This is a genomic window from Hymenobacter sp. HSC-4F20, from assembly GCF_019599275.1.
Classification (GTDB): Bacteria; Bacteroidota; Bacteroidia; order Cytophagales; family Hymenobacteraceae; genus Hymenobacter.
This window is the reverse complement of sequence record NZ_JAHZTD010000002.1, coordinates 93,939-117,754: the sequence shown is the minus strand read 5'-3', so window position 1 is coordinate 117,754 and position 23,816 is coordinate 93,939. Positions and strand designations below refer to the sequence as shown.

Here is a 23,816-nt window from a genome sequence, read left to right as displayed (position 1 = left end):
ACGCAACGAACTTAAAAAAATGAAAAAATCTCTTCTTCTCATCCTGCCAGCACTGGGTCTCGTTACCTCGTGCGTAGAAACGCTGGATGACTATAATGTTGACCCCAAGCGTCCTACTGCCGTTCCTGCTAGCTCACTCGTAGCCAGTGCCGAACGCAGCCTTACCCGCACGGTGGTTAGCCCCAACGTTAACCTGAACATCTTTCGCCTGATTTCGCAGTACTGGGCTGAAACGACGTATTTTGATGAGTCGATTTATGACTTGGTTACGCGTAACATTCCTACTGGCTATTGGAACGCGTATTATCGGGATGTACTGCGCGATTTGAAGGAAGCAAAATCCGTTATTAATTCGGATAACGCGCTCAATGCGGCGGTTAAGAAAAACCAGCTAGCTTCCATTGAGGTATTGGAAGTATATGCTTGGGCTAACCTGGTTGATGCTTTCGGGAATATTCCCTACTCTCAGTCTTTGGACTTCAACACTTCTCAGCCGAAGTACGATGATGCCAAAACCATTTATGCGGACCTGATTACTCGCTTAGATGGAGCAATTGGTAACTTCGATGCCTCTGCAGAAGGCTTGGGTTCGGGCGATTTGCTGTACGGTGGCGATGTAAGCCATTTTGCCAAATTCGCCAACTCTTTGAAGTTGCGTTTGGCCATGACTATTGCGGATGATGATCCTGCAAAGTCCAGAACAATGGTGCAGCAGGCAGCAGGTAAAGTATTTACTTCTAACGAGGATAATGCGGAACTAGCCTTCTTGGGGGCTAACCCTAACACCAACCCGCTGTACGAGGATTTGGTGCAGAGCGGTCGTAATGACTTTGTCGGCACGAGCTTCTTTATTAATCGCCTGCAAACGCTGAACGACCCGCGCCTGGGCTCCTACTTCAAAGCGAAGAATGGTGCTTATGTGGGCGGTGTCTATGGTACCAGCAATAACTACGCTTCGTTCTCGGCGCCAAGTGAGGAACTGGAAGACCCAACGCTTCCGGGCGTACTGCTCTCTTATGCGCAAGTAGAGTTTTGGTTGTCTGAGGCAGCCGCTCGTGGTGGTTACACAGTAGCCGGCACGGCTAAGAGCCACTACGATGCCGCGGTAACTGCCTCAATACAGGAGTGGGGTGGCACCACGGCGGATGCAACTGCCTATCTGGCCCAACCTACCGTAGATGTGGTACCTACTTCTGCTAACTACAAACAGGTAATTGGCGAGCAAACCTGGATTGCGCTCTACAACCAGCCAGTTGACTCCTGGCGGGAGTGGCGGCGTTATGACTACCCGCAGTTGGCTAAGCCTGCCGGAGCACTGACGAATATTCCGAAGCGCTTCTTCTACCCAATCGTGGAACAGAACCTCAACACGACTAACTACAATGCTGCCGCCTCTGCTATCGGTGGCGACAATGTGGATACTAAAATATTCTGGGACAAATTCTAATTGTTGCTCCAGACCAGATGTAAAAAGGGCCGCCAATTTGGCGGCCCTTTTTTGTGTTAGCTAGCAGCTCGGAAATTATACTGTTGTTGATACTTCTTTATCCTATTCAAGTAGCTTCAATTCTGCATCAGATAACCTTTGATATATTCTTCCAAATCCCCATCCAAGACGTTTTGTACATCCGTACGCTCAATACCAGTCCGCAGATCCTTAATGAGCTTGTAGGGGTGGAGCACATAGTTTCGGATTTGGGAGCCAAAATCGATTCGCTTCTTACCGGCTTCTATCACCGCGCGGGCTTCATTGCGCTTGTCAAGCTCCAACTGGTAGAGACGAGACTTGAGCATCCGCAGGGCGTGCTCTTTGTTCATGAGCTGACTGCGCTCAATCTGGCATTCGATGACGATACCGGAGGGAGCGTGCTTGAGGCGCACGGCTGTCTCCACCTTGTTCACGTTCTGTCCGCCGGCCCCACCACTCCGGAACGTGTCCCAACTGATGTCGGCGGGGTTGATGTGAATGTCAATAGTGTCATCCACGACGGGGTAGGCGAAAACGGATGCGAAGGACGTATGCCGTCGGCCGCTGCTGTCGAAAGGAGAAATGCGCACGAGGCGGTGTACCCCAATTTCGCTTTTGAGGTAGCCGTAAGCAAACTGTCCGTCAATTTCGAGCGCCGCCGATTTGATGCCGGCGCCTTCACCGGGTTGGTAGCTTACTTGCCGGACTGTGAAGCCTTGTTTTTCACCCCACATGATGTACATGCGCATGAGCATTTCAGCCCAATCTTGGCTTTCGGTGCCGCCAGCGCCGGGGTTGATTTCCAGAATTGCCGATAGCTGATCCTCCTCGTCAGAGAGCATGCGCTTAAACTCCAGCCGCTCTACTGCCTGCTGGGCCGCGTCGAATTCGCGTTGCATTTCGGCTTCATCCACCTCGTCCTCTCGGTAGAAGTCATAAAGCACTTCCACATCGGCCACGAGTTTTTCAACGGCTTCGTAATCGTCAGTCCAGACTTTTATGGCCTTGATTTCTTTCATTACGGCCTCTGCCTTCTTGGAGTCATCCCAGAAGCCGGGAGCCGTAGTCTGCTGCTCAGTAGCAGTTACCTGAGCTTTGCGGGCATCGTAGTCAAAGATACCTCCTCAGGGCCTCAGCGCGGCCCTTCAACTCCTTCACCTGGTCGTAGGTCATGGAAAAAAGTTTGGATGATAGGATAAGGTGAACACAGCGGCCTTCATGAGGGCTGTCAAACAAAGGTCAGCATAAATCATGAAGGGTGCTGTGGTACGTGCACTTGGACAAAACGCAACGCGGACGGCACCCAAAGGGTACCGTCCGCATGTAAAGGCTGAAGCAGCACAACGCTTGGACGCTATACGCGCACCATCCACTCATGCGGGTCAGCAGCTTCACCACTCCGGATGGCGGCCAGCGCGGCGGATACCCGGTGCGAAAAGGCATCGGCAGCGGGGGTAGGAAGAGTGTAGTCTTGGCCCTGGTAACCAATAACGGCAATAGGAGCAATGGTAGCCGCGGTGCCTACCCCGAAGGCCTCCTGCAGGGTGCCGTTGGCTTGAGCTTCTAGAATTTCAAGAGCCGATACTTTCCGCTCCTCTACCGGCATTCCCCAGTCGCGGGCCAGCTGCAGGATGCTACGGCGGGTAATGCCGTCCAAGATGGACGTGCTTAGGGCCGGAGTTACGATGCGGTTATCGATGACGAACACGGCGTTCATCGTGCCGGACTCTTCCACGTACTTATGCTCGGAGGCGTCAGTCCAGATGAGCTGGTTATAACCTTGCTGTTGGGCCAGTTTGGTAGGGTACATGGCTGCACCGTAGTTGCCGGCGTTTTTGGCAAACCCCGCGCCTCCTTCCGCTGAGCGGACGTACTTTTCCTCGAAGCGGACGCGTAGGGGCTTATTGTAGTACAGCCCTACCGGGCAGGTGATGATCATGAAGCGGTACGAGTCGGAGGGACGTACGCCCAGCAGCCCGTCGGTGGCAAACATAAAGGGGCGGATGTAGAGTGCGCTACCGGGGAAGCTAGGCACCCATTCGGCATCGAGGCGAATAAGCTGGCTGAGTCCCTGCATGAAAATCTCCTCCGGTACTGTGGGCATGCACATGCGCTCGGCCGAGAGGTTCAGGCGGTTCAGGTTGTCGTAGGGACGGAAAATATAGATTTCGCCTTGCTGATTCTTGTAGGCCTTCATGCCCTCAAAAATGGCCTGGCCGTAGTGCAGAGCCGAGTTAGCGGGGCTAACTGGCATGTCGCCGTAGGGAATAATTTGCGGCTCCTGCCACTCGCCGTCGTGGTAGTCTACCACCAGCATGTGGTCAGAAAACGTCTTGCCGAATTCGAGCTGGTCGAAGTCTACTGCGGGAAGGCGCGAGGCAGTTGTCCGTTGCGTCGGAATAGTGAACGTGTCGAGCATGAAAAGTGGGGTGGGAAAAGGGTGATGGTAACACAACGTTCACTTCAGCAAAGAAGAACGGCCGCAAGCGGGTTGTGCTGGGAGGGTGGGGTAGGTAACGAAGAGCGGTAGGGTAAAGGTGCGGAATTTCTTCCGAACACTTGTTAGTTTAGATGAGTGCCTTACATGCGGGGCTCCCACTTCACCTCTTCGGCTTGCAACTCCTGGGACATCTGGCGGCTCAACACAAACAGGTAGTCGGATAACCGGTTGAGGTACATAACCACTAGGTCGGCCACGAAGGAGTCTTCGCGCAACTGAATAACCAGTCGCTCAGCTCGGCGGCATACGCAACGCGCTACGTGGGCAAAGGAAACCGACTGGTGACCTCCAGGCAGAACAAATACCCGCAACTCCGGCAGCCCTTCGTTCATGCGGTCCATTTCGCGCTCCAGCAAAGCCACATCCTCGGCGTGGAGGTCGGGGATTTTCATCTTCGACTTCTCGGGGTCAGAAGCCAATGAGGCACCAATGGTAAACAGCCGGTCCTGAATTTCCTTGAGCAGACCGCGGCGGGCGGCATTTACCTCCTGGTCACGAACCAGGCCCACGTAGGAGTTCAGCTCATCAACTGTGCCGTAACAGTCAATGCGCAGGCTTGATTTAGGCACGCGCGTACCCCCAATGAGAGAGGTAAGTCCTTGGTCGCCGGTTTTCGTGTAGATTTTCAATAGACAAGAGTGGGAAAGAGTGGCTCAGAAAAACCAACTACTACGAAACACCCCCAAATGTTAGCCACCGACACTAAGTACTGCGGTCCGCGGCTATTGATTGGCTAGTTGATGCGTCGCCAAGTCATTGTTAACTACGTCGGACTCGATTAGACCGTCGCGGAGGCGCACAATGCGGTGGGCATGGCGCGCAATGTCCTCTTCGTGGGTAACCATAATAATGGTGTTGCCGCGTACGTACAGGGCTTCAAACAGCTCCATAATTTCGTGGCTGGTGCGTGTATCAAGGGCACCGGTAGGCTCGTCGGCGAGGATAATACTGGGGTTATTCACGAGCGCCCGGGCAATGGCTACGCGCTGGCGCTGCCCCCCACTAAGTTCGTTGGGCTTGTGCATGGCTCGCTCGGCCAGGCCTACGCTACGCAAGGCCTCGCGGGCCATTTCCTGACGCTCCGATTTGCCGTACCCCGCGTAAATCAGGGGGAGGGCTACGTTATCGAGGGACGTAGCACGGGGCAGCAGGTTAAATGATTGGAATACGAAACCAATTTCGCGGTTACGCACATCCGCCAGCTGATTGTCCGTCATGTTGCTGACATCCTTGCCGTTGAGGATGTAGCGTCCGCCGGAGGGCGTATCTAAGCAGCCTACAATGTTCATGAGCGTTGACTTGCCGGAACCCGAGGGGCCCATGAAGGCCACGTACTCGCCGCGCTGAATAGTAATGGATACCGATTGCAGGGCGTGAATTTCCTCCGTACCCATGCGGTACACCTTGGAAATATCGGTGGTTTCGATAACGGGATGCAGCATAACCAGTTAGGGCAGGTTAGTTCCAGGGGCCGGCGGAAGGGGCGTTGGCAGCTCGCCGGGCCTCATACTCTCTACGAAAGGTAGCGTAATCTGCGGGGGAAAGCAATGCCCCTAGGTGGGCCAGGGGGGCCGCGGCGTATTCAGTAAGTCCTACCGGAATAGAGGCCAGTGCATATGCCTGCAGCAGCGGTGCCGATTCCGGGTTGTACTCAATGCCGCGGAGCAGCGTATTATAGGCAGCGGAAAAATCACGCTTATTGGTGTAGAAACGGGCCGCGGCTACCAGCCCGTTCTCCACAAAGGGAGCCTCCCGCACCAGTTGCGCGTACAGTTGATCGGCTTGCTTGGGCTGTTGGTCAGCTTCGGCTAAAACGGCCCGGAAATAAAGCCGATAAAACTGGTCAAACCCCTCAAACCGGCCGTGGCTTACCAGCTGACGCAGTTCTGACCATTGCTGACTCCGGGCGTACACCTCACCGCGCTGCACATTCCAGGCGGAGGCTGTGGGAGCCGCAACCCCTGGTGCTTGCGCCAAGGCTGCGCGGGCCGCCTCCAACTGACCCGCCTGAATAACCCGGGGCAACTGGGCCAGAAGGGCTACCGTCCGCAGAGTGGGTAAGGTAATTGCTTCAACTACAGTCAGCAACCTAGAGGCTGGCAATTCATCGCCCCGCAGCACCACGTACTGGACTCGGAGCGAATCAGGAGCCTGTGGGAGGTTGGTTTGGAAGTCGGGCTCCAGAATTGCCTGAAGACGCCGTGCTGGCTGAACAGAAGGCAAATCGGTTCCGATGGCGGCTTGCCGGGCTACTCGTCGGGCCGAGTCGAGCTGGTTGCTCAGGGCTAGGGCGTACGCAGCGGGTAAAGCAGCCGAAGTGGCTCCATTCTGCCGGGCCTCCGCCAAGCGGCTGGCGGCAGGAGCGGCTAAGTGCTGGTCGAGTAACCACAGGCCTTGTAATTGCTGGTAGTACGCGGTAGCCGCCCCAGAGCCCGTTGCCAGAGGAAGGATGGCAGCTTGCGCGGCCACCGGCCGGCCTCCATAATGGAGGGTAAAAGCGCGCAGAAAATTCAGCTGATCCAGGTAGGCGCCATTTTCGGGGTGGTTGGCCAGATAAGGCAGCAACGGCAGTAGCGTGGTGTCGTGGCGCGCCGCACGGTTCAAGCCATCGTGGTACAAACGGGCAAAGCTAGCGGCCGTGAGCGGGGCGGCCGTGTCGGGTAAGGTAGCGGAACTTACACTTTGGCCGGTGAAGCGAGCTAGCAGCAACGCATTGCTGCGCAAGGCGTCGTCGTCGGAGGCGGTGGTTGCCTGTTGAGCTAGCTTGGTAGCAGCTGCCCATTGCTGCTGTCGGATCAGGTAGGCCAGCTGGTTGGCTTGCAGTACGGCGTCATCGGGGGCAGCTGCCTCGGCTCGTGCCTGATAGTAAGTGGCAGAGTCCGCAAGGGCAGAACGGGTATAGAGCTGGGCCAGGTCGCCGTTGAGACGCGCACTACGGGGAGCCGCTTTCAGGGCTGCCCGCAGTACGGCCAAGCGGTCAAAAAAGTCGCGGGGCTCATTATACAGCGCGGCCAGGCGAAGGGAAATCTTTTCGGATGGCCGTCGACCGAGGGCGCGGCGCAGGATGTTGATTTCGTTTTGCCGTTGCAGCCGGAACCGGTACAATGCTGCCCGGCCTAAGCTGGCTTTGTGGTTATGCTGGTCCAGCGCATCACTCTCGGCGTAGTAGCGCTCCGCCAGCAGAGCCTGCGATAAATCGTCGGGTGTTAGCTCGCTTTGCAGCCGGGCTAAGTCGCCGAGGTTGTTGTAGTACCCGGCCCTCACCTGTTCGGAAATGATAAGCTGATTACGCAGCAGCACCAGCCCAAGTAGGCCAACTCCCAGCCCATACATGGCATAGAAGGGGAAGCGGCGGGGCTCGTACACTACCCGGTGCACGGGTAGCTTTTGCCGCAGCAGGGGCGCAAAGTTCAGCAGCACGTACAACAGAAAAGCTGCGCCCCCGCATAGTAGAGCCAGGGCAGTAAAGTCGCGGGCGGCCAACAGCAGTGGGTCGTTGGCGGTAGCCAGGGCGTAGCCCAGGGCCGCAGCTCCTAGTAGCACCAGAATCAGGTACAGGTGCACCATGCCGGGCTGATAAGGAATCCAGGTGCCGTAAGTAGCAGCCCGGCGCCGCAGCCCGAGCCAGCCAACGAGCACGGCCGGTAGCAGCAGCACCAAGGGGTCGAGGTGCCATCCGGGCAAAACCTCTACTTCCCCATTGTTCCAGTAATACAGCAGCAGCGTGCCCAAATACAAGCCACTGGCCAGTAAGAAAGGCAGCAAACCGAATCGTCCGGCGGGCGTTTCAGCTTGGGTATTCAGCCACAGGAGCCCGTAGACGTTCTCAAACGCTACCCACACCACCAGCAAAGCAAACGCCACGGCCCCGCTCACGGTAAAGAAACCGCTCAGGTGCAGGGCGGTTACCTCCGCTGGCGCGGGGCTCTGCGTGAAAAGGACGGTGCCTAACCCTACTATCAGCCCGGCGAAAAGCAGCAGCCGCAACTCCAGCCTGACGTCGGGCCGAAAGGCGTGGAAGTAGTAGGCTGGTAGGGCCAGCACTGCTAGGCTCAGTACCAGAAAGTACTGATGTTCCGCGTCGAAAACGCCCAACAGATCGGCGTTAAGCGACATCAGCAGAAAAATGACTAATGCCATGCCCACTACAAAAGCCGGGCGCGTGAAGCTGCTGACTGTTGCCAGGAAATAGGCCAGCGCTACGCCCAGCAGCCCCACCAAGGCAAACGCCGCTTCAGGGCGCAGAAAGGGCCCGGCTACGTCGTAGGTCTGGGTGACGAGGTAGGTATTGGCCTGCACGGGTAGCACCTCTACGCCCACGGGCACGGTTGCCACGGTGGTAGGCACGGGCGTTAGCTGAGCTACCGGCCGCACGGGCAGCACCACGTCGTCGGCGGTGACGTAATGCCAGCCCGCCGCCACCACGGCTAGCAGGGCGCACAAGGCAAGAAGCAGAAGCGGCCCGCGCCACAGGCTCGGGCGGGGCGTAACAGTGGCGGAAGCGGGCGTCAACAGCTAGTCCAGTACTTTGGGTACGCGGAAGTAATCAGAGTCTTTGCGCGGGGCGTTGCGCAGGCCGTCCTGGTGGCTTACTGTGTTCCGGGCCTCGTCGGGGCGTAGCACGTTGATTTCCTGTGAGAGGTGCACCAGCGGTTCCACGTCGGTGGTATCCAGCTGACGGAGCTGGTCGACCCAGTCCAGGATTTTGTTCAGGTCGCCGAGCATCTGCTGCTCTTTGGTTTCGTCGAATTCAAGGCGGGCCAAGTGGGCCAGGCTCCGAAGGGTAGCAAGGTCGGTGCTCACGGGGTACAGGAGAAAAATGAAGAGTAAAGATGCGAATTTGAAAGGTTTCGGCTGCTCGTCAGGGTAGCAGCTCCCCTAAGGCTGCCCGGAAACAGAGGCGGGCGGCGTGGTCACCTTCGGGGGCTGGCCTTGCGGCGCGGACCGGCGCCACGTGCTGGGCTCCGGGATGCCGCCCGCTTCGGGCCGCAATCCACTGGCAATGCTATCATATACGCGCTGCTTAAGAGCTGGAACATCGGCGACCGTAAGTCCAGTAGTAAAAACGGGCTCGTGCATGATAATAGCCAGGGGAGAGTAGCGCACCCGCAGTCCCTCAACGTCGGGCATGAACCGGTGGTTCAGGGGCATGGTAATTGGCACGATGGGTACACCAGTGGCAATGGCCAGCTGAAACGCTCCGTCTTTGAAAGGCTCCAGCTGCTGACCAGGAGTTTTGGAAATAGCACCTTCCGGAAAAATAACTACCGACCGACCAGCCTCTAACGTACGGCGTGCCTGCACCATCGCCCGGCCGCGGCTCATGGCATTGTCGCGGTCCACGGTAATGTAGGCGCGCTCGAAGATGGGACCCCACACGGGGACCTTCGCCAGGGAGCTTTTACCCATGATGTTCAGCCAGCCGGGAATGGTGCGAAACAGCAGCGGAATATCAATATAGGAACTGTGGTTGGCCACGTACACGCAGGGCTGGCCGGCGGGTAGCGGATTGCGCCGCACCGTTTCTACCGGCATGCCCCACATCCGAATAAAGAGCTTGCTCCAGTAACGGTTCAGGGCGTGCAGGTAGCGGTGCCACCCAGGCCGCTGGCTTAGCACCCACTGTAGCGGGTAGGTCAGCACAAACGGCGCTACAAACCAGAAGGTAGCCCACGTGGTGTACAAGCGGTGGCCAAGAAAGCGAAGCAGGCGCAACATACAGGCAAAAATACGGGGATAACGGCAGCTGCCCAGACGCAGCAACAGCTGCAAACGGTAGGAAACCCAGCAAAAACGGCTGCCGGGCTACCAGTTGGCGGCAGTGGTGCGTGGGGCTGTCCTGAGCCAGATGCTACACACCTAGTAGCCGGGCTGCCTTCAGCAAGCCGGCCACGCTGATAGCATCGGTAATGCGGCTGTCCATTACCAGTTGCACAGCTTGGGCTAGTGGTAGCTTCCACAAACGCAGGTCTTCGGTTTCTTCAGGTTCTACTTCGCCCTGGGTTAGCTCCTGAGCCAGGAACACAAAGCCTTCCTCGTCGGTAACCGAGTTCGACGTATGGAGGCGCATGATGTTGGTCCAGCGGGCCGCTAGCAGGCCAGTTTCCTCGCGCAACTCCCGCTGGGCCGATTCCAGAATGTCCAGCTCAACCGGGCCGCCCCCCATCGGAATTTCCCAGCTGTATTCGCTCAGAGAGTAGCGATACTGCCCTACAAGCCAAGTGTTGCCCTCCGTATCTACGGGAATAATTCCCAGGGCCTTGTTCTTCATCGATACCACCCCGTAAATGCCTGGGTTGCCGGCCGGGTTGATAATCTTATCCTCCCGGACCCGAATCCAGGGGTTCTGGTACTTGATTTCAGAGTCCAGGCGCTTCCAGGGATTGTGGGTTTCATCAACGTCGGGGGCAGATACAGGAGTCATACTACAGGAGCCGAGAAGTTTGCTAAGTGCCCGCAAAGGTAGGAGACGCCGGGTGCTTTCCGTGCGTATGCCAGCCCTGACCGGGTAGAATGGGCGGTTGGCCGGGGTAAGCAGGCCATTGGTCCAGTAGTGCTGCGCGGACCCTAGCTGACATCCTACCTTTGACTCAGTAAGTATTCAGCGCGTGTAGGGTTTATGGAAAGGAAGGCTCGTACCGCGAAGTGTTGACTACCGGCAAAAGGAGTAGGGTGGATGAATGATATTTGCCGGCCAACGCGACGGAAAAGGCCGCTGCCTCGGGCAGCGGCTTTTTTATTGCCTACCCGCCAGCTTGCCGACAAGAGCCTAAATCCTGTAAGCAGGCGGGGTAAACCTCCCCGTTAGCGCATGCGTAGGAGACGGTAATCGGCCGTTCATTTCCCGACCGATGCTTTCCTTTTTATGGCCCATCAACCGAAAAACCAAGTATCCGAGCCCCAACCCGGCGACCCCCTTTTCAACCTGAAACATGCCCAGGCCGAATCTGAGCTAGCCCAGCAGACCGGTGGCCTCGGCCCCACGACCAACGTCTATATCACCACTGACGAGGACGACGCCATTGACGAAGGCCCCCGCGACAAGCAGGGCTTCCGCCGGGGTGAATCGGCGGGCCCGGCGGATGCGGGCTCCACTGCTGGCAGCCACAAGTAGCCGGCAATAACAGCCGCTTAGCCAGTTCCAGAGCGCAGTAACTATATCCCCTTGAAAAGCCTCCGCGGGTGCCTTGGCCACCGCGGAGGCTTTTCCCTTTCCGGCACGGGTTCATTTACTCACTGATTTGCCCCCTCCCAACAGAGTAGGTACCGCGGCTACCCTGTACTTTTGCGGCCTATGTTGTTAGCCTCCCACACCGGTGAGCCCCTGGAAGCCGGTCTTGACGAAGCCGGCCGGGGCTGTCTGGCCGGGCCCGTATTTGCCGCCGCAGTCATTCTGCCCCCCGATTTTGCCCCGCGCTACCTCAACGATTCCAAGCAGATGACAGCCAAGCGCCGGGAGCAGGTGCGCGTCGAAATATGCCAGGAGGCCATTGCCTGGGCCGTAGCCGAAGCCTCGCCCCAGGAAATTGCCAGCATCAATATTGCGCAGGCCAGCTACCTGGCTATGCACCGTGCCGCCGACCAGCTGTGCCCCACGCCTACCCACCTGCTCGTAGACGGCAACCGCTTCCGCCCGCACGCTGCCTTGCCGCACACTTGCATTATCGGGGGCGACGGACTGTACCGCAACATTGCCGCCGCCTCGGTACTGGCGAAAACCTTCCGCGACGAGCGAATGCGCACGCTAGCCTTAGAGTATCCGCACTACGGCTGGGAGCAGAACGCCGGCTACCCCACGCCCCAGCACCGGGCCGCCATCCGCGACTTTGGCCCGACGGAGCATCACCGCCTGGGGTTTCGGCTGCTGTAAAAAGTAACTGGGAGCTGCGTGATTGTACTTTCAGCGTGGGGAGAACGGGTGACGTTATCCGTCCCGATTGACACCTATCCCTTGCCATGCAACAAGCCCCTGACACCAGGGCAGATGTCAGGGGCTTGTTAGCTCATCGGGCCTTCGCCAGAAAATAGCAAAGATGGCCGCGTTGTGGGGTCTGTTCTTCTGACCAGAAGAACTTACTTGTTCAGCTGCTGACTACTCTTTCAACCGCAGCAGGTCCAGGAAAAGGCTGAATCCATCAACGGTGGTGCCACCCTCGCCAAATTTATCAAAGCTCAGGGGCTTAATAATGTAGCCGCTAACGGCTAAATCCTGGGCTTTCAGACGGTCCGTTTCCAGGTCGGAGGTAGTAGTGATAAATACGTTCAGACCCACAAACTCCGGGTCGGAGCGCAAGGCAGCCAGAAGCTCCAGGCCATTCATGCGGGGCATGTTCAGGTCGAGCATGACCACGCTGGGCTTCGGAATGGGCGGCTGCCCCCCTTCACCGCGCAGCATATTTAGGGCCTCACGGCCGTTACGGGCAATGTGCAGCGGTACATCAACGTTGTGCTTGCGCAGCTCTCGCTGCACATTCATGATATCCATCTGGTCGTCCTCGACGAGCAGGATGCTGGGTTGTTCGGATGTAGAAGCCATGGGAAAAGCGGGGTAGGTGCGGCTGGCACCTGCTTTTATACGGCAATTAACGCACAATGGCGGAAGTAGCCGGCTGAGCCGCGGTGCCATCGAGGCGGCGCGTCCGCTCTTTGGGCCAGGTAAAGATGAAAGTGGCTCCCTGACCCTCAGTTGATTCAACGCGGATAGTGCCGCCCTGCCGCTCAATAATTTTCTTGACAATGGCCAGCCCCACGCCAGTGCTTTCCAGCGTATCCCGCTCAGTGAGCGTCTGGAAAATGACAAAGATTCGCTCGTGGTATTCCGGCGCAATGCCCGGACCGTCATCGGCTACCGAGAAAGTATAGAACTGCGGCCCTTCCACGCAGCCTATGCGCACGTTGCCGTGGGCCGGGTCGTGGTGGTACTTCAGCGCGTTGCTGATGAGGTTGGTAAACACCTGCTGGAGCTGTACGCGGTTGGTGTGCAGGGTAGGCAGGTAGAACGGCAGCTCTACTTCAAAGCCCGCTGGCAGCTCCAGGGAGTCAATGATTTCCCGCAGCAGCTGGCGTACGAACACAGGCTCGTCGGCCTGGGGAGTGCGCCCCGCCCGGGCCAGATCCAGAATGCCGGTAATCAGGTTTTCCATGCGCCGCACCCGGGTGCGCATCAGCTGCAAAAACTCCCGGATGTGGTCGGGCAGCTCCTGGCCCATGTCTTCCTCAATCCAGCGGGAGGCAGTTTCAATGCCCCGCAGCGGCGCTTTTAGATCGTGCGACACCACGTAGGCAAACTGGTCCAGCTCTTGGTTACGCCGCTCCAGCTGCTGGATGTTGGTGTTGATGGTATCGGTCATGGTGTTGAGCGAGTCGGCCAGCTCCGTCAGCTCATCCTGCTCCGTGTCGCGCACCTGGGCTGTGTAGTTGCCCGCGGCAATGCGCTGGGCCTGGCCCACCATGCCCCCAATACGGCGCGAGAACTGCCGCACCAGGTAAGAGGCGTAGAGCAGCCCCAGGAAAATGGTGGCCAGGGTAATGCTCACCGATAGAATGCGGGTTTCGCGGATACTGTCGCGCAGCTTCCCCCGCTGCTTGATACGGGTTTCGGTTTCTACCTTCTCAAACGCACCAAACAGCACCCTGATCTGGTCCATCAGGTTTTTGCCGGTCAGGTCGGTGGTCAGGTTGCGGTGCTCCAGCTGGTCGAGGCCGGTTTGATTTGGGTTGCGGCGCAGGGCCTCCCGCTTCTCACTGATGAGCAGGTGGGAGTAGGCGGCCCACTGCTGAAACAGCTGCTGAGCCCGAATCATGCGCGCGTACTGCGGGGTGCCAACGGTTAGCTCATTGCGCAGCTCCGCGAAGCGGCCCAGCAGGTTCCGCTCTCCTTCATAATACGGGTCGAGCACGGTTTCATTTCCGATCAGCAGGTAGCCCCGAAACCCGGTTTCCATGTCAATGATGTTGCGCAGCAGGGTAGTGGCCTCGTTTGTAATGCGGGTAGAGCGCTCTACCCGTTGCGAGTTGCGCAGTACAGCCCGGGAAAGCTGATAATTGATGGCAACCACCCCGGCAAACAGCACCGAAATAGCTACAAAGCCAGCGAAGAGTTTAGTGGAAAGTTTCAGCTTCATGCAGGGCGGCAACGGGGCAGCCGCCGACCAATTACTGGCCGGCGCGGAGTTTTTCTTCCAACGTACGCATCAGCACCGTAATATGGTCGGCCAGCACGTTGATTTCGGCCAGACCCGCAATGGCTTCCTCCTGCTGCCCGCGCTGGTGCAGGTCCATCAGGCGGTTGGCTATCTGGTGAATACGGATGTGCAGGCGGTCCAGCTCCCGGCTTTCGGGCAAGTGGCCATACTGCGGCAGCACCTGGGTAGCAATCCACTGGCCGAACGAGCAGGCCAGTGGGTCGCGGATGGGTGCCTGGCTGGTGCCATTGCCGTAGAGAAAGGACCGCAGCTTGGATTTGAACAGCAAGTGTTTGACGAGAGCTGAGTCAAAATCCTGCTTAAGGGAGTCGGTCATGCAAGCAGAGGGGAAAAGAGACAGCCACTATCAGCCGCCATGAAACAGAACAGGAGGCCGCAGGAAAGAAGAGTGATGCCCAAACTGCGGTACTCACAAAGATAGCCAAACGCCACCGTGCTAGCCGGCATAATTGGCTACTTTCGCCCCACCAACGGCTCCGCCTCCTGGTGGGTACCCGCCCGATAGGCTGCCTGCTACGAGACGGGCCGCTTTTTCACTCATGTTGAATTCCACCGACCACCCCATGTCTGAAACGCTCAAAACCGTTCCGCTCAACGATGTGCACCAGCAGCTAGGTGCCAAAATGGTGCCTTTCGCGGGCTATAACATGCCCGTGCGCTACTCCTCCGACCTCGACGAGCACCACACCGTGCGCCGGGCAGTCGGTATCTTCGACGTATCCCACATGGGTGAGTTTCGGGTGCGCGGCCCCCAGGCCCTCCCCCTGATTCAGCGCGTGACCTCCAACGACGCCAGCAAGCTCACGCCCGGCAAGGCCCAGTACTCTTGCCTGCCCAACCAAGAGGGCGGCATTGTGGACGATTTGCTGGTGTACATGCTGGCCGACGAGGACTACCTGCTGGTGGTCAACGCCTCCAACATCGACAAGGACTGGAACTGGATTCAGCAGTTCAATACCGAGGGCGCCGAGCTGCAAAACGTATCGGACGACATCAGCCTGTTCGCGGTACAGGGCCCCAAGGCCATTGCTGCCCTGCAACCCCTCACCGACACTGACCTGGGCGCTATTCCATACTACTCCTTCGTGCAGGGTACATTTGCCGGCGCTCCTAACGTCATTATCTCCGCTACGGGCTACACCGGCGCGGGCGGTTTTGAACTGTACGTGCCCAACGAGCACGCCCAGCAGGTATGGGAAAAGATTATGGAAGCCGGTCAGCCCCACGGCCTCAAGCCCATCGGGTTGGGTGCCCGCGACACGCTACGCCTGGAAATGGGCTACTGCCTCTACGGCAACGACATCACCGACGAAACCTCGCCTCTGGAAGCTGGCCTGGGCTGGATTACCAAGTTCACCAAAGACTTCACCAATGCCGAGAGCCTGAAGCAGCAGAAGCAGGCCGGGGTAGAGCGCAAGCTGGTGGGCTTCCTGATGGATGGCCCCGGCATTCCGCGTGGCCACTACGAGCTGGTAAACGAGGCCGGCGAGAAAATAGGGGAGGTAACCAGCGGCACCCAGTCGCCGAGCCTGAGCAAGGGCATCGGCCTAGGCTACGTGAAAACCGAGCTGAGTGCACCCGGTAGCAAGATTTTCGTGCAGGTACGCGGCAAGCAGCTGCCCGCCACGGTGGTCAAGCTGCCTTTCGTAAAAGGTACGGAGGAGGCGTAAGCGCTAGTCCCGGGAGTTTCTCCGCCATCCTGAGCATAGCGAAGCACCTTTTTCCCTCCGTTCAAGCCGTATTACGGGCTTGTTTCAGCGTGAAAAGGGATTTCGCTATGCGCAGGATGACCGCAGATTGCAGTTGAGCACCACCCTGTTCAGAATAACAGGGCCGATTCAGCCGCCTTTCCTTCGCTCCCAGCGTACATTCTTTTACTCTTAGGACATTTCATGCCTGCTCTCGACATCTGCTTTTCTCCCGAGCTGCTGCCTTTATTTGACCTGCGCGGCCGTGTGGCCGTGGTGGTGGATATTCTGCGGGCTACCTCGTCCATCGTTACAGCCTTGGCTCAGGGGGTTACGCACCTGCTGCCCTTCAGTGAGCTGGATGCGTGCCGGGCCCAAGCCGCCGCGGGCTACCTCACGGCCGCCGAGCGGGATGGCCGGCAGGCCGAGGGCGTAGACTTGGGCAACTCGCCCTACGGGTACCTGAATGGGGTAGTGCCCGTACGGGGCCGGGGCGTGGCCATTACTACTACCAACGGCACCCGCGCTCTGCACCTGTCCGCCGCCGCCGATGCCACTCTGGTAGGAGCCTTTCTCAACCTGGGCGCCGTGGCCCGTCACGTACAGGAACTGGGCAAAGATGTGGTGGTGGTGTGTGCCGGCTGGAAGGGCAATTTCTGCCTTGAAGACACCCTGTTCGGCGGGGCCTTGGCTGCCCGTCTGCAGGCCAGTTTTGATACCATTAGCTCCGATGCTACCCTGGCCGCCCTGGATTTGTGGCAGGCAGCACAGCCCGATATCATCAGCTACCTGCTAAAATCGGCGCACGTGCGCCGCCTCAACCACTTGGAGGCCCACAAGGACATGGAGTTCTGCCTGCGGCAGGACGAATACGACTTGGTACCCGTGTTTGAGGCCGGTAAAATAGCGTTAGGCCCGCACGTTGGGGTAGCAGCCTCCCGTAGCGCCGGGTTGAACTCCTGAGTAAGCTCCGGCTTGGGGCTGCCCGTAAGCCAGCCGAAAAGCCGCTCCGTTACGGGGGCGGCTTTTCGGCTGTAAAAAGGCTGGTAAGCGTATTGTAGAAAAGCAGTTATAGCCGTCTGCCGTAAAGTAGCATGCCCTTAGGGAAGCCGCTGATAGCTGGCCCGTGGTACTTATATTTGCAGTTTTTTGATTTTAATAGGTTCTTGCCTTCTTGGCTGCCGCAAACAGGGCATAGTAGCGCATACTATTTGGCCGGATGTGCAGTTATCCGGCCGTTAAAGGTGCGGCCGTACTGTACACCAGGGCGTTTGCGGCGGCTCCATTTCTTAATTTTCACTTAGGTATGCTGAGTCACGGCCAAGTTGTCCGGTTGATTTTTGGGCTGAAGTTGCGGGAGCTGCGCCAGGAGCGGGGCTACACCCCGGCGGAGCTGGCCCGCGCCTGCGACGTGTCGGTTTCCTACCTCAATGAAATTGAGAAGGGGAAGAAATACCCTAAGGCTGATAAAATACTGAGTTTAAGCAAGGTGCTGGGCGTCAGCTATGATCAGCTTACTTCCCTGACCCTGAGCCGGCGGTTGGAGCCCATTTCCGAGCTGTTGCAGTCGGATTTGCTCAAGGAATTTCCCCTGGACATGTTCGGGCTGGACCCGCTGCGCATCGTGGAGCTGATTGCCGACGCGCCGGCCAAGATGAACGCCTTTATCAGCACCCTCTTCGAAATTGCGCGCAACTACGAAATGCGCCAGGAACACTTTTTCCTGGCCGCGCTGCGCTCTTTCCAGGAAATGCACGACAACTATTTCGAGGAGTTGGAGCAGGATGTGCGCACGTTTGTGGTGGAGCATAAGTTGTCGGCCGCTGCTCCCCTGGACCGTGGGCAGCTGGAGCGGGTGCTGGTCGAGAAATACGGCTACACGCTCGACCGTACTGGCCTGGCTGAATACGCCCACCTGGGTCGGCTACGGTCTGTGTTTCAGCCCAAAAACAAACGGCTACTGCTGCGGCAAGGACTAAGCGGGGCCCAGGAAGGCTTTGTGTTGGGGCGGGAGGTAGCCTTCAACTATCTGAACCTGCGCGAGCGGCCCTACGTGAATGCCTCCTTTCCGGTGCGCTCCTTCGAGGAGGTGCTCAACAACTTCAAGGCCTCCTACTTCGCGGGTGCCCTGCTGATGGAGGAGGAAATGCTGGTGCGCGACCTGACCCGGTTCTTCACGGCTAAAAAGTGGGACCCTACGCTGCTGCTGGAGCTGCTGGCCAAGTATGACGTGTCGCCGGAGATGTTCATGCAGCGCATCACCAACCTGCTGCCCCGCCACTTCGGCATTCAGAGCCTGTTTTTCCTGCGCTTTGACCAGGCCAATGCCTCGGCCGGCTACAAGCTGACCAAGGAGCTGCACCTCTCGCGCCTGCACAACCCCCACGGCAACGAGCTGCACGAGCACTACTGCCGCCGCTGGATTTCCCTGCGCATGATTGCCGAGCTGCGCCAGCAGCCCGCAACCACCGCGCCCAACTATACCCTGGGCGCCCAACGCTCCCGCTACCCCAATAACGACGAGTATTTGTGTTTGACGGTGGCGCGGGCCGGTGCAGCTAACGAGCCTGCCGTGAGCGTAACCGTGGGCCTGCTCTGCGACGATAACCTGCGCCAGAAAATCCGTTTTCTTGATGATGCCACCATTCTGCAGCGGGAGGTAAATGAAACCTGTGAGCGGTGTACCATCCCTAACTGCGAGGTGCGCGCCGCGGCCCCCGTGGAAATTGAGCGGCGGCAGCGGCAGCAGGAGCTGGAAGCGGCCGTAGCGGCCCTGGTCAACGGAGCCTAGCAGTAAGTAAACTGAAATAACGGGATTCTTAGCGAGCGCAGCATTTCGGCTGAGAGCCGTTATTTTTGATGAACGGACTTTCCCTGCCTGCGCTTGACTTCTACCCCTGTTCGCCCTGTTTTTTACCGTTTGCTCTGGCCCGCGCTGCTCGTGTTTCTGTTGTTGGCCGGCGCGCTGGGGGCCGCGTGGTACGTGCTCTGGAAGCCCAACGTGCGCTACTCGGCGTTCGGGCCGGCTTACCTCTACATCCGCACCGGTACGGGCTATGCGGCCGTGCTGGACTCTTTGCGCAAGTATGAACTGCTGCATGACCTGACTACTTTCGAGCGGGTGGCGCGCTGGCGGGCCTACCCGGCGCAGGTGAAACCGGGGCGCTACCTGCTGCGCCCGGGCCTAAGCAACTCGGGCCTGGTGGAAATGCTGCTGCGCGGCGAGCAGGACACGGTGGCCTTTACCCTCGATGCGTTCAAGTACAAACCCCAGTTGGCCCGGCAGGTAGCCCGGCAGCTGGAAACCGACTCGGTGCAGCTGCGCCGCCTGTTGCAGAACAATGCCTTTCTGCAGCGGCGCTACCAGCTGGATACTACCACCATTCTGACGCTGTTCCTGCCGGGCGGCTACCGGTTGCTCTGGAATACCTCGGCCCGGCAGTTTCTGGATTCTGCTGCGGCCACGCACGCCCGGTTCTGGACGCCCACGCGCCAGCGGCGCGCCGACTCGCTGGGGCTGACGCCTACTGAGGTGCACGTGCTGGCCAGCATTGTGCAACGCGAAACGGCCAAGAAGGAAGACAAACCCCTGATTGCCGGCACCTACCTCAACCGCCTGCGCCGCGGTATGCGCCTGCAGGCCGACCCCACCCTGCTCTGGGCCATCGGCAATTTCGGCGTGCGGCGGGTACTGAACCGGGATAAGCTCGTCGACTCGCCCTACAACACCTACAAGCACAAAGGGCTGCCCCCGGGCCCCATCACCTCCGCCAACCGCCAGAGCCTGGATGCCGTGCTGCAGCCCACTCACCACGAGTACCTGTTCTTCTGTGCCCGCCCGGGGGGTAGCGGCTACTCCGATTTTGCCGTGACGTTTGCCGAGCACAAGCGCAATGCCCGGCGGTACCAGCACTGGCTGGATAGCTTAGGCGTGAAGCGGTAAGGTGAAACCAGAGGCAGAAACTTAATATCATTGACTTCCAGCCCGGCAGCTAAGCTGGCTTTTTCACATCTGCGTCATCTGCCTAGCGCCCTATTCCAGCTCTATCAACCGCAGTTGGGTAGAGTCGCGGCTGGCGGCGTGCTGAAGGCGCAGCGTTTGCTCGTAGCCCAGGCCCGTAAATTCGGAGTGTTCCAGAAAAAGGAGGGGAGAAGTGAGCTGTGGTTCGCGCCACACGGCTACTGCCGGCCGGTGCCACCAAGCCTCCAAGGTCCGGACGTTAGCAACGCGCCAGTACCCATCGAGCAGCAGATAACGGTAGCCCCGGCGGCGTAGTGCTTGCACCTGCTGCGGCAAAAAAATCGGTTGTACTGAATCAGCCGGGGTCCGGAAGGGAGCCAGCCCAATGCCGATGGTGCTGGCTACGGGTCCCGCCCGGTGCTGCTGTAGCCATACGGCTACGGCGGGGTAGGCAGTGGGCGCGTAGGCATAAATTTCGCGCTGAATCCGGGCTACATTCAGCCCGATGGCCGTTAGAACCAGTGCCGCCAGAGCCGCCGCGGGTAGGCGCCGCAGCTGCAGCAGCGCCAGCGCATACCAGAGCCCATAGGCCCATAGCAGCCCGCGGGGTGCCTTCACCAGCAATGACATGCCCGCCAGCAGGCACCAGCCCCACACGGCCAGGTACACCTCCAGCGGTAGTGCCGTACCGCGCCGCAAGCGCGGAAGCAGCAGCAGCGGCCCAAGCAGGCCAAGCCATACCACTACCGATTCAAACTCCCAGAGGTAGCGTAAGTAGTAGAGGCCGTCGGGGCGGATAGTGGCCGCCCGCCCCGCGGCATTCGCCGCGTCCGGAAACGCCACCTTGTAGTAAATAGCCGGCCACAGATACCAGGGAAGCCCGGCTAGCACTCCTACAGTACCAAGCAGCAGGTAGGGGGCCGCCATCAGCCCGGCTACCCGCCACCAGTGCCCATGGCGCCACAGCAGCCCATCGGCCTGCCACCACTCCAGCACGGCCAGAATGGGTAGCACAAGTAAAAACTTATAATTGAAGCACAGCCCGAGCACCAGCCAGCCTACCGCCCGGTACAGGGTGTTTGCCGCAGGCCGTCGCAGCCGGTAGTAATACGCCTGCAACAGCCCCGCAAAGCAGAGCAGGCTCCAGGAACTCATGGTAAAGTCGCGGCCGGAAAACGTCAGCAACAAGCTGGTTCCCATCAGCAGCACCAGCAACCCCGCTTGCCAGCCGGGCAGCCGGGCCTCGCGACTAATAAAAGCGGAAAGCAACCCCACCGCCCCCACTGCCCCTAAGGCGTTCAGATGCTGAAACACGCGGTAGTCCGTTGTTATCCACGCTACGGGGGCGTACACGAGCGAGAACAGGGGGCTGCCGTGGTGAAAGAGGTGCGTAAGGCGCCCCGTGGCTACCTCCTGCACAATCTGCCAGTTCCGCACCGAGTCGTAATCGGGCAGGGCCGCCCCAGCCAGCCCATAGAGCCGCACCATAGTTAGCAGCACCAGGGCGGTTAGCAGCCCCAAGAGGCGGGAAGAAAAGGAGAGAAGCAAGCCGGGCAAAACGAAGGGTGAAGCCGCTCCGCAGCCCCGGAGCACGGGCAATATGCGGTTTTCGGCCGGAAAAAGCTGCAAGTACGGCGACGGCCTGCGTACTTGCGGCCGTAGTTGCCAGCCACGGCCCGGCAGCGGCTCTTTTCATCCTCTCAAACTATACGTATGCGCATCGTGCTGCAACGCGTCCGGCAGGCGCGGGTAACCGTGGAAGGCCGGGTCACTGGGCAGATTGGCCCGGGCCTGCTGGTGCTGGCCGGGTTTGCCCTCTCCGATACAACTCCGGATCTGGACTGGATGGCCCGGAAACTAGTGCAGCTTCGCATCTTCGCCGACGAGGAAGGCAAGATGAACCGCTCCGTTCAGGACGTAGCCGGGGAGGTGCTTATCGTAAGCCAGTTTACGCTACTGGCCGATGCGCGCAAGGGCAACCGCCCTAGCTACGTTGGCGCCGCTTCCCCGCCCGTGGCCATTCCGCTCTACGAGCAGTTTGTGCAGCAGGTAGCAACATTGCTGGGCCGGCCGGTGGCTACCGGCCAGTTCGGGGCCGACATGCAAGTGGAGCTGCTCAACGACGGCCCGGTAACCATTGTCCTCGATTCGCCGGTAAGCTAACAGGTAGCGCGGCGGCAGTGCAGGTAGGCGCGTGCCTACCCCTCACAAGTGCCCTCTCTTCCTTTACCCCCTTGCCTTATGACTATTGACGAAGCCCAGCAAACGGTAGACCAGTGGATTCAGACCACTGGTGTGCGATATTTCAACGAGCTAACGAACCTGGCCATGCTAACGGAAGAAGTGGGCGAGGTCGCGCGCATCATTGCCCGCCAGTACGGGGAGCAATCCTTCAAGGAGTCCGACAAGGATAAGGTACTGGCCGATGAACTGGCCGACGTGCTGTTCGTGGTACTATGCCTGGCCAACCAAACCGGCGTCAACCTAACGGAAGCTCTGCAACGTAACCTGGAGAAAAAAACGCGGCGCGACGCTACCCGGCATCAGCAAAACGAGAAGCTTCACTGAGCAGCCAGATAGTCGCCCGGCAGCACAGGCGAGCTGGACGGAACCAGTCGTTTCGCCCGCCTGCCTGTGCTGCTGGTCTGTTAGCCTTTCGCTTCGAAAGGCTGCGCTATTTGCTGAAAATCGAGGCCGTGGTGTTGGGCCGTATCTACCAGCAGCTGATGCTGCCAGGGGCGGAGGGTTTGGTTGGCGCCCTGCTCAATAATATCCGCAATGAGACGGTTGCTCAGCACAAGGTTAGCCATAATGGGGCTATGGTCTTCGGCCAAGTGCGTTTTAAGCGTCATCAGCAGCGCCTCACGGGCATCTGCTTCGGCGGCTTTGGCTCCGGTAAGGCGCCGGCGAAACGGAAAGCGCCGCTGTTCAGCGGGTAGCGGCGGCTCCGGCTCCCGCTCCTCCTGAGCCAGGTTCACAAGACGCTCGGCGAAGGGGCTGCGCTTCAACTCGGGGTGCAAGCCCGGAGCGTTGCGCAGATGACCGGAACTGGTGACGGGCAGGCGGGTTAGTTCGGCCAGCCGGTCGTTGCTGGCTACCATGTACGTTGGCCGGTCGATATAGCGAGCTACCTCGTCGCGCAGCAGAAATAAATCCCGGAATAACGGCAACTCCTGGGCCTGAATGCGGTATTTGCCGGCCAGGCGCAGGTAGGGACGCTCGTCGCGGGAGTAGCGCACTTCTTCCAGGGCGCGATTTTCCTGCTCTGCCCAGCTGCTGCGGCCCAGCGCCGCCAGTTTAGCGGCCAGGCGGTCCGTCAGCTCAAACAGGTAGAGCACATCGTTGGCTGCGTATTGCATTTGGGCTTCCGTAAGCGGACGCTTCAGCCAGTTTGATTTCTGCTCTCCTTTATCTACTTCCAGGCCCAGCTCCTGCTGAATCAGGCGGCCCAGGGAAATATTGTTATCAGCTTCGGCTAAAAGCGTATATTGGACACTGGTATCCGTGATAGTGCGCACATGAACGCCGTACAGCTCATCGAGCAGCAGGATATCGGACTTACAGCTGTGAAATACTTTTTCCACGGCAGGGTCGCGCAGGACGGCCCACAACGGTTCTAGTTCCTGAGCCGGGTTGGTCAGGGGAAGCGGGTCGATAAGGAAAACGGTGTCGCCGTCAAAAATTTGAATCAAAGCCAAGTTGCGGCCGTAGCGGTGCCGCATATCGTCAAATTCCAGGTCGATGGCGAGGCGGGCGCGCTGGTGCAGGGCCTGAGCGGCCTGGGCTACGGCCGCACCCTCCGTGATATACTGAATATCAGGCATTAGGTAGGACAAGTTCGAAGAGGGGAAGCCATGGGCTTCGGGATGGATATTGAGGACAATGTAGTAAAGGTAGTCAGCGGGAGTAGCAAAACCACTGCGTCCATTACTAGAAGAAACGGGGTACTTACTTTAGATTTTATATTGCTTATTGCAAGCACCTTTGTTCCCGC

At 58.9% G+C, this 23,816-nt stretch carries 22 protein-coding genes; 9 read left to right on the top strand and 13 right to left on the bottom strand.

Features of this window, described 5'->3' with window-relative positions:
- The first annotated feature begins 19 nt into the window (after positions 1–19).
- Positions 20–1,447 carry a SusD/RagB family nutrient-binding outer membrane lipoprotein gene (locus K3G63_RS10170; RefSeq protein WP_220614020.1) on the top strand — a complete coding sequence of 476 codons (1,428 nt, stop codon included), beginning with the start codon at positions 20–22 and terminating at the stop codon, positions 1,445–1,447.
- A 116-nt stretch (positions 1,448–1,563) separates the two neighbouring features.
- Here K3G63_RS10170 and prfB read toward each other — a convergent pair.
- The 8 genes from prfB to K3G63_RS10130 form a co-directional block, all read right to left on the bottom strand.
- Positions 1,564–2,641 (bottom strand): peptide chain release factor 2 gene (prfB, locus tag K3G63_RS10165; protein WP_220614019.1). Its coding sequence is split into 2 segments (ribosomal slippage): positions 1,564–2,580 and positions 2,582–2,641, totalling 1,077 coding nucleotides; the frame shifts between segments, so codons are not numbered across the junction.
- A 181-nt stretch (positions 2,642–2,822) separates the two neighbouring features.
- Entirely contained in the window at positions 2,823–3,887 is a 1,065-nt protein-coding gene (locus tag K3G63_RS10160; RefSeq protein ID WP_220614018.1) for a branched-chain amino acid aminotransferase, read from the bottom strand.
- Positions 3,888–4,048: 161 nt separating this feature from the next.
- On the bottom strand, positions 4,049–4,597 hold the full coding sequence (locus K3G63_RS10155) for a cob(I)yrinic acid a,c-diamide adenosyltransferase (RefSeq protein ID WP_220614017.1): 549 nt from the start codon (positions 4,595–4,597) through the stop codon (positions 4,049–4,051).
- Between the two features lie 93 nt (positions 4,598–4,690).
- Complete coding sequence (locus tag K3G63_RS10150) at positions 4,691–5,410, bottom strand: ABC transporter ATP-binding protein (RefSeq protein WP_220614016.1); 720 nt, start codon at positions 5,408–5,410, stop codon at positions 4,691–4,693.
- A gap of 16 nt (positions 5,411–5,426) precedes the next feature.
- Positions 5,427–8,480, bottom strand: coding sequence for a lipopolysaccharide assembly protein LapB (locus tag K3G63_RS10145; protein WP_220614015.1), 3,054 nt, complete (start codon positions 8,478–8,480; stop codon positions 5,427–5,429).
- Between the two features lie 3 nt (positions 8,481–8,483).
- A complete protein-coding gene (gatC, locus tag K3G63_RS10140; RefSeq protein ID WP_220614014.1) occupies positions 8,484–8,771 on the bottom strand; it encodes an Asp-tRNA(Asn)/Glu-tRNA(Gln) amidotransferase subunit GatC in 288 nt (95 codons plus the stop codon).
- A 75-nt stretch (positions 8,772–8,846) separates the two neighbouring features.
- On the bottom strand, positions 8,847–9,686 hold the full coding sequence (locus K3G63_RS10135) for a 1-acyl-sn-glycerol-3-phosphate acyltransferase (protein WP_220614013.1): 840 nt from the start codon (positions 9,684–9,686) through the stop codon (positions 8,847–8,849).
- Positions 9,687–9,819: 133 nt separating this feature from the next.
- Positions 9,820–10,392, bottom strand: coding sequence for an NUDIX hydrolase (locus tag K3G63_RS10130; RefSeq protein WP_220614012.1), 573 nt, complete (start codon positions 10,390–10,392; stop codon positions 9,820–9,822).
- 441 nt (positions 10,393–10,833) lie between these two features.
- On the opposite strand from K3G63_RS10130, the gene K3G63_RS10125 reads away from it, so the two are divergent.
- Together K3G63_RS10125 and K3G63_RS10120 are read left to right on the top strand one after the other, a co-directional pair.
- Positions 10,834–11,082 carry a hypothetical protein gene (locus K3G63_RS10125; protein ID WP_220614011.1) on the top strand — a complete coding sequence of 83 codons (249 nt, stop codon included), beginning with the start codon at positions 10,834–10,836 and terminating at the stop codon, positions 11,080–11,082.
- Between the two features lie 180 nt (positions 11,083–11,262).
- Positions 11,263–11,838, top strand: coding sequence for a ribonuclease HII (locus tag K3G63_RS10120; RefSeq protein WP_220614010.1), 576 nt, complete (start codon positions 11,263–11,265; stop codon positions 11,836–11,838).
- A 222-nt stretch (positions 11,839–12,060) separates the two neighbouring features.
- Here the strand turns inward: K3G63_RS10120 and K3G63_RS10115 are convergent, their stop codons facing one another.
- Genes K3G63_RS10115 through K3G63_RS10105 form a run of 3 tightly spaced genes read right to left on the bottom strand, consistent with a single transcriptional unit; the run spans position 12,061 to position 14,489 of the window.
- Positions 12,061–12,504, bottom strand: a complete 444-nt coding sequence (locus K3G63_RS10115; RefSeq protein WP_220614009.1) for a response regulator — start codon at positions 12,502–12,504, stop codon at positions 12,061–12,063.
- Positions 12,505–12,550: 46 nt separating this feature from the next.
- Positions 12,551–14,092 carry an ATP-binding protein gene (locus tag K3G63_RS10110; protein WP_220614008.1) on the bottom strand — a complete coding sequence of 514 codons (1,542 nt, stop codon included), beginning with the start codon at positions 14,090–14,092 and terminating at the stop codon, positions 12,551–12,553.
- Between the two features lie 31 nt (positions 14,093–14,123).
- A complete protein-coding gene (locus K3G63_RS10105) occupies positions 14,124–14,489 on the bottom strand; it encodes a CZB domain-containing protein (RefSeq protein WP_220614007.1) in 366 nt (121 codons plus the stop codon).
- A gap of 247 nt (positions 14,490–14,736) precedes the next feature.
- Here K3G63_RS10105 and gcvT point away from each other — a divergent pair, with 247 nt between their 5' ends.
- The 4 genes from gcvT (at position 14,737) to mltG (ending at position 19,804) form a co-directional block, all read left to right on the top strand.
- Positions 14,737–15,843 carry a glycine cleavage system aminomethyltransferase GcvT gene (gene gcvT / locus K3G63_RS10100; RefSeq protein WP_220615077.1) on the top strand — a complete coding sequence of 369 codons (1,107 nt, stop codon included), beginning with the start codon at positions 14,737–14,739 and terminating at the stop codon, positions 15,841–15,843.
- Between the two features lie 222 nt (positions 15,844–16,065).
- Complete coding sequence (locus K3G63_RS10095; RefSeq protein ID WP_220614006.1) at positions 16,066–16,824, top strand: 2-phosphosulfolactate phosphatase; 759 nt, start codon at positions 16,066–16,068, stop codon at positions 16,822–16,824.
- Between the two features lie 343 nt (positions 16,825–17,167).
- Positions 17,168–18,652: a helix-turn-helix domain-containing protein gene (locus K3G63_RS10090; RefSeq protein WP_220614005.1), complete on the top strand. Its 1,485-nt coding sequence runs from the start codon at positions 17,168–17,170 to the stop codon at positions 18,650–18,652.
- Between the two features lie 129 nt (positions 18,653–18,781).
- Complete coding sequence (mltG, locus tag K3G63_RS10085; RefSeq protein WP_220614004.1) at positions 18,782–19,804, top strand: endolytic transglycosylase MltG; 1,023 nt, start codon at positions 18,782–18,784, stop codon at positions 19,802–19,804.
- Between the two features lie 90 nt (positions 19,805–19,894).
- On the opposite strand, the gene K3G63_RS10080 is transcribed toward mltG, so the two are convergent.
- The gene (locus tag K3G63_RS10080; protein ID WP_220614003.1) at positions 19,895–21,370 is read right to left on the bottom strand and encodes a hypothetical protein; all 1,476 of its coding nucleotides are present in this window, start codon (positions 21,368–21,370) and stop codon (positions 19,895–19,897) included.
- A gap of 165 nt (positions 21,371–21,535) precedes the next feature.
- Between K3G63_RS10080 and dtd the strand changes: the two genes are divergently transcribed.
- Together dtd and K3G63_RS10070 are read left to right on the top strand one after the other, a co-directional pair.
- Positions 21,536–21,985 (top strand): D-aminoacyl-tRNA deacylase, encoded by a 450-nt coding sequence (dtd, locus tag K3G63_RS10075; RefSeq protein ID WP_220614002.1) that lies wholly within the window; start codon positions 21,536–21,538, stop codon positions 21,983–21,985.
- Between the two features lie 78 nt (positions 21,986–22,063).
- Positions 22,064–22,390, top strand: coding sequence for a nucleotide pyrophosphohydrolase (locus K3G63_RS10070; protein ID WP_220614001.1), 327 nt, complete (start codon positions 22,064–22,066; stop codon positions 22,388–22,390).
- 80 nt (positions 22,391–22,470) lie between these two features.
- Here K3G63_RS10070 and K3G63_RS10065 read toward each other — a convergent pair whose 3' ends face one another.
- On the bottom strand, positions 22,471–23,646 hold the full coding sequence (locus K3G63_RS10065) for a ribonuclease D (RefSeq protein ID WP_220614000.1): 1,176 nt from the start codon (positions 23,644–23,646) through the stop codon (positions 22,471–22,473).
- Positions 23,647–23,816: the final 170 nt, after the last annotated feature.